Annotated in this window: 2 protein-coding genes; both read right to left on the bottom strand. The window is 60.1% G+C overall.

What is annotated here, in order from left to right:
* Positions 1–790 precede the first annotated feature (790 nt).
* Positions 791–3094, bottom strand: coding sequence for a serine/threonine protein kinase (locus NZK35_RS33880; RefSeq protein WP_259636958.1), 2304 nt, complete (start codon positions 3092–3094; stop codon positions 791–793).
* Between the two features lie 2 nt (positions 3095–3096).
* Positions 3097–3732 (bottom strand): sigma-70 family RNA polymerase sigma factor, encoded by a 636-nt coding sequence (locus tag NZK35_RS33875; RefSeq protein ID WP_259636957.1) that lies wholly within the window; start codon positions 3730–3732, stop codon positions 3097–3099.
* Positions 3733–3851: the final 119 nt, after the last annotated feature.

Genomic DNA, 3851 nt, shown 5'->3' with positions numbered 1-3851 from the left:
GGGTCCACGTGCTTCGGGTCGGTGACCTTGGGGGCCGCGTCCGTCGGGTCGGTGACCTTGGGGACCTCGTGCGCCAGCGTCAGGTCCGCCGCTGCGCCGTCGAGCATCGGGAGCTCGCCGCAGTCGCTGTCGTTGGTCGGGCGTCAAAATCTTCGCCAACCGGCGATCCACTTTCGCTTGCAGCTTCGCGATCGCATCGCGTTGGACCTCCGATAATCCGAGGTGCGATTGAACGAACACCGGCAGGACTTGGCCGACCGGAGGTGCCCCGTTCCGCTCTGGGCCGCCTCGCATGCCGCCAACGCGAGGCGGACTGTGCGGGGAATTGTGCGGCGGACCGTCACCTCGCTGATGCCGCTCCGGCCCGCGACGATCGGAGTCAGTGGGCGGTTGGGCGATTGCGGAACCGGCGAGCAGGATTGCGGAGCCGGCAAAGAGGGTAGCAAAACGGGTTTTCATCAACGTTTCCGGTGTAAAAGGGGGAGGCGAACGGCGACCGCGTGTCCAGAGGAATTGAATACGCGTTCGTGCAACTGCGATGATCGGTCAAACTCATGTCCTTGCCCGGACCCTAAGTGCCTGGTCGCTTAGAACATCAGTTGCATTCCTCGTTTCGAAACCGTCGCAGTAAAACGAAAAAATATTCTAGCCTTGACCGGTCAGCTCAGTGTCATGCTCCTCGTTCAACTATGGGGAAAGCATCTTGCTCGCCATCTTGAATCGCAGAGCATCCGCAGGCTGGAAGCTTACGCCACTCGGGCTCTTACCCAGTGCTCGTTTGGACCACGCACTAACGCCGGAAGGGTTTTCCAATCAACGTGTTCCATGTTTGATGTTGTGCCGGGGTCAAGATCTTCAAAATTTCGTTGACGGTGTTTTCGGTTGCCGCCAAGTGGGCCGGAGCGCGTGGAGGCCCGCCTTCAAAGTCATGCATTGGTGGCCCATTACCGCGACCGAACCGGTCACCGCGCCGATCCTCCGGCGGTTGCCCCTTGTTGAATCGATTCGGCGGCCCAAAATTGAATCCGCCCGGCGGCGGGCCGCGACGACCGTCCTCACGACGGCGCGGCGGTCGATCATCGTCTGGCTGCCCGGCACGCTGTTGCCCAGAACGCGGCTGGCCATCGCGCGGCGGTCCGTCCCTACGGTCGGGTCGCATCTGTTCGATGATTCGATTGATCTCCGAACGTTGCTGCCGCGTCAATTCCAATGCCGCGACGATTTCGGATGTTTTGAAGGTGAGCGGCAACCGCCGCTGTCGGGCGATCTGTCGCAACCGTGTCAGCTGTGCATTGGACAATTGTTGCGAGACAAACGCATCAAATTCCTGCAACAGCAGCGTCATTTCCGCACTCTCATTGCTCAATCCGCCCGGATTCTGATTCATCAACGAACGCCGTTCAGACTCCAACACCGCGATGGCGACTTCCAGATTGGCCGCCGTCGTTTGATCAATCGACAATTCTTCTTGCACCGCGGGGTCGGCAAGTTGCATCAATGGAGCAACATTCTCGAGCACCCGCAATTCCTGAACCATCGTTTCGACGCGTGATGAGGTGGCTGCCAGTTCACTTTTTAGTGCCGGGTCGTCCGATCGCAAATCGAGGAAGTCGCGGTAGAATTCGAGCGAGGTTTCCAGAAAACTGCGTCGAAGGTCTTGCAGGTCGCCGCGGTAGGCGAGTTCACTTTCGCTGAGATCGCTGAACGTGTCGACGGCCGATCGCGCTTGTAGGAAACTCTGTTCGGCCAGTCGGCGTTGCTCGGTTTCCCTGTCGAGTGCTTGCTGCGTCGCGCGGTGTTCTCGCCAAACCACCAGCGTGGTGATCAACAGCGCCAGCGTCGCGATGACCAACATTGCGACCGCTGCGGCAACCAATCCGCTGTTGCGCCGACGCCATTTCGTCAATCGTTCCAGCAGCGTCGGCGGCTTGGCCTTGATCGGCTTGTCGTCAAGCCAACACTGCAAATCATCCGCAAACTCCTGCATCGTCGCGTAGCGTTCGGCGGGCAACTTGGCGATCGATTTGCGAACGATGTTGTCCAATTCGGGCGGGATGTCCGGGGCAATCGACGCGGGCGAGGGTGGTTCGACTTCGACGACCCGGTTCAATAGTTCGCGAAAGCCGTCACCTTCGATCGCCGGCCGCAGCGTCAGCAATTCATAAAGCGTCACCCCCAACGAATAGACGTCGGTGCGGTGATCCAAGATCGTGCGTTGACCGGAAGCCTGTTCCGGCGACGCATACCGCAAGGTCCCCATCGGATCGCCGGTCCGCGTCAGGTTGCTGGGGTCAGACTCAATTTGGGCCAACCCAAAATCGGTCACCCAAACTTTGCCGGTGCTGTCGATCAGCAGGTTACTGGGCTTGATGTCACGATGGATCACGCCGTACTGATGCGCGTGCTGGATGGCGATCGCCGCTTCAGAGGTCATCCGGACGACCGATTCGAAATATTGGCGCCGGCCGGACTGGCTGTCGCCGGACGCGAACGTCGCAGAGAGTTGTGGGATCGTCGACGCCCGGAGGTGTTGTACGGTTTCCCGACTGCCATCGGGCTCGGCGTCACGCATTTCATGGATCACATCGGCCAACGTGTGCCCTTCGATCAACTGCATGGCGTAGTAATGCAGCCCCCGATCGCTGCCGACCGCGTAGACCGGAACGATGTTCGTATGGTGCAGCGCCGCCGCGGCGTGCGCTTCGTTGCGAAAACGTTGAAGCCGAACCTCGTCCAAGCCGCTGGCAAAGGGCAACACCTTCAGCGCCACGCGACGCCCGAGCGACAGTTGAATCGCATCGTAAACCACCCCCATGCCGCCGCGTCCGAGTTCACCGACGATCTGAAAGTCGCCGATCGGCTTGGCCGTAAATTCCGCGTCGGGCGAGACCACTCCGAGCGGTTTCGCCGGCGCGGGGCCGGCTCGATGCACCAGCGCCAGGCCTTCCAGCGAGGGACGAAGCGCTGCGGCGATCTCGGCGTGCTCGGCCAAGTAGACATCGATCGGCGGCGCTTTGTCGGCATCCAGCAAACGCATGTAGTCTTTCACCGCCGAAACCACGCGGTCGTCTTCGGTTTCATCCGTTGTGGTCACCGTCAAACGTCTCCCATCGTGGTCTTCAGTTTCGCTAACCCCCGCACCCACAATTTTTCTACACTGTCGACACTTCGTCCCATCGACTTGGCCACCTCTGCAAACGGCAGCCCGTCGACGTGTCGCAAGATGATCACCTGTCGATAATCCTCCGGCAGCGACTCGAGCGCCTCGGCGAGTAGCAAAAACGCTTCGTTGCGGGCGAAGTGTTGACTCGGCGACGTGATCTCGGCCGCAATGCGTGACTGCAGGAACCCCGAGGCACTGGCCAAACTGACGTTCAGATTCTGCTCCAGACGCGGATCTCGCTTCTGTGTTCCAAGAAACCTGCGGACATGCATGGCCAACAGGTTCGACAGGATGCCACGCAGCCAACCGGCGAATTCTTCCGCCGACTCGCCCTGAAAGTCAGCGATGTTTCCGTGCGCGGCCAAGCAAACCTCTTGCGCGATGTCCGACGGGTCGGCTTTGCCTTGCAGGTGATGGTGCAGCCCGGTTCGCGCCAAAAACACCAGGTATTTTCGGTAGTGGTTGAGCAACTCACCGAGCGCATCGCGGTCGCCGGCCTGTGCCGCTGCGATCAAGCGGGTCGTGCAATGCTGCGATGTATCAAGCTCGATGCGGTCGTGGTTCGTCAAAGGTTCGCTCGGGCGGTCATGGAAACGTTTCAAACATACCGGTTGCGGTCACAAGCCAAAACCGCCACTCCAAAGGACAATTCTAGTGCTTTGTCAGCCACCGTTGGTGTCTAGCCTTT

It is taken from the genome of Stieleria sedimenti, assembly GCF_025060895.1.
GTDB lineage: Bacteria > Planctomycetota > Planctomycetia > Pirellulales > Pirellulaceae > Stieleria > Stieleria sedimenti.
Note: the sequence above shows the minus strand (reverse complement) of the source record. Positions and strands in the feature narration are given on the sequence as shown.